The organism is Candidatus Corynebacterium faecigallinarum, from assembly GCF_052264515.1.
Lineage (GTDB): Bacteria > Actinomycetota > Actinomycetes > Mycobacteriales > Mycobacteriaceae > Corynebacterium > Corynebacterium faecigallinarum.
The window spans coordinates 1-1441 of the sequence record NZ_JBQQOC010000068.1; the positions used below are offsets into that span (position 1 = coordinate 1).

The window sequence follows — 1441 nt, forward strand, 5'->3', positions numbered from 1 at the left end:
GAAAAGTTCCGTGCTGTAGCTGAGGTGGATGTCCAGGTGATTAAGATTGTCGGTGGTGTAGATGTCGATGTCGGTCTTCGACGAGGCCAGGGTTCCCCGACGTGTGGGTATAATCGAAGTGTTGCGAAAAGCCGGGGCTTCGCTCGTGGCGGTGGCCCGGTGGGTGTGCATGATCTGGAAGACCGGGTTACGTCCAGACGTCCGGTCCATGCCGATTGAGTGGACGATCTGGTCGAAGGGGGCTGCCTGGTGGGCGAAACCGTCCAGGACAGTGGCGCGGGTGTCAGCGAGGATATCGGCAAGCGATTGGCTGGCAGTGAACCGGTGCCGGATCGGCAGAGTGTTGACGAAATAGCCGACGAGGTGTTCAAGGCCGTCTTCAGTCCGTCCTCCTGTCGGTGAACCGATGACCACGTCATCACCAACTCCTAAGACCGAGGCTGTCAGTGCGGTGGCTGCCTGGGTGGCCATGAACATGCTGATCCCACGGTCATCGAGTACCTGATGTAGACGAGTGACGGTGGAGTTGCCGATGGTTGCGTCGACATCAGCGCCTGCATGGGTGGGTGTCTCCGGTCGCGGCCGGTCGGCGGTGATCGTTGATTCCTCCGGGGCCTGGTCCAGGGTATCGGCCCAGTAGTCGAGGTGCCCGGTCATCACGGAATCCTGGTCGGTGGGGTCGCCGAGGACCTGGCGCTGCCAGACGGCGTAGTCGGCGTACTGGACAGGAAGATCGTCCCAGGTCGGAAGTTGTCCAGTAGTCCTTGCGTTATAGGCCACCGTCAGGTCTTCTGTCAGTGAGGGCATTGACCATTCGTCGACGGCGTGGTGGTGGACAGGCATTACCAGGGTCCAGGTGTTGTCGCCGGTGTGCAGGAGTTCGGCTTTCACTGGGATGTCGCCGGCCAGGTCGAATCCGGAGCGGATGAATGCGTTGAGGTGGTCGGTGGCCTGGTCATCGGACCAGCCATGGGCATCCACGACGGGAACACCAACGAGGTCAGGAACCCGATCTGCCGGGAGGATGTCCTGGATGACGGTCCCGTCAATGTCACGGAGCTGGGTACGCAGGGACTCATGACGGACAACCACATCCCGCAACGCGGCTTGCAGCGACATCGGGTCAAGATCGCCGTCTATACGCAGGACGACGGGGACGACGTACTGGCTTTTCGGGGCTCCTGTCTGGTCGATGAGCCAGAGGGCCTGCTGGCCGTAGGAGGCAGGGATGACATCCGGGCGGACCACATCGGTGACCCGCAGTGTCGGTGTCGTGTCCTGGTCGTCGGCGGTGCTGGTGAGGCCACTGACAGCGTCAACCAGCCCGGCAAGCCCGGCAAGTCCGGCAATGGTCGGATGATCGAAGATGTCCTTCAACGTCAGGGTCGAACCCAGGGTGCTATTGGTGCGGGCGACGATCCTGGTGGCCAGCAGGGAATGC

Annotated in this window: 1 protein-coding gene; it reads right to left on the reverse strand. The window is 61.9% G+C overall.

Annotated features, from left to right (window positions below):
- On the reverse strand, positions 1 to 1441 hold a 1441-nt coding region (locus ACTXPP_RS14055), incomplete at both ends, for a condensation domain-containing protein (RefSeq protein ID WP_443342728.1).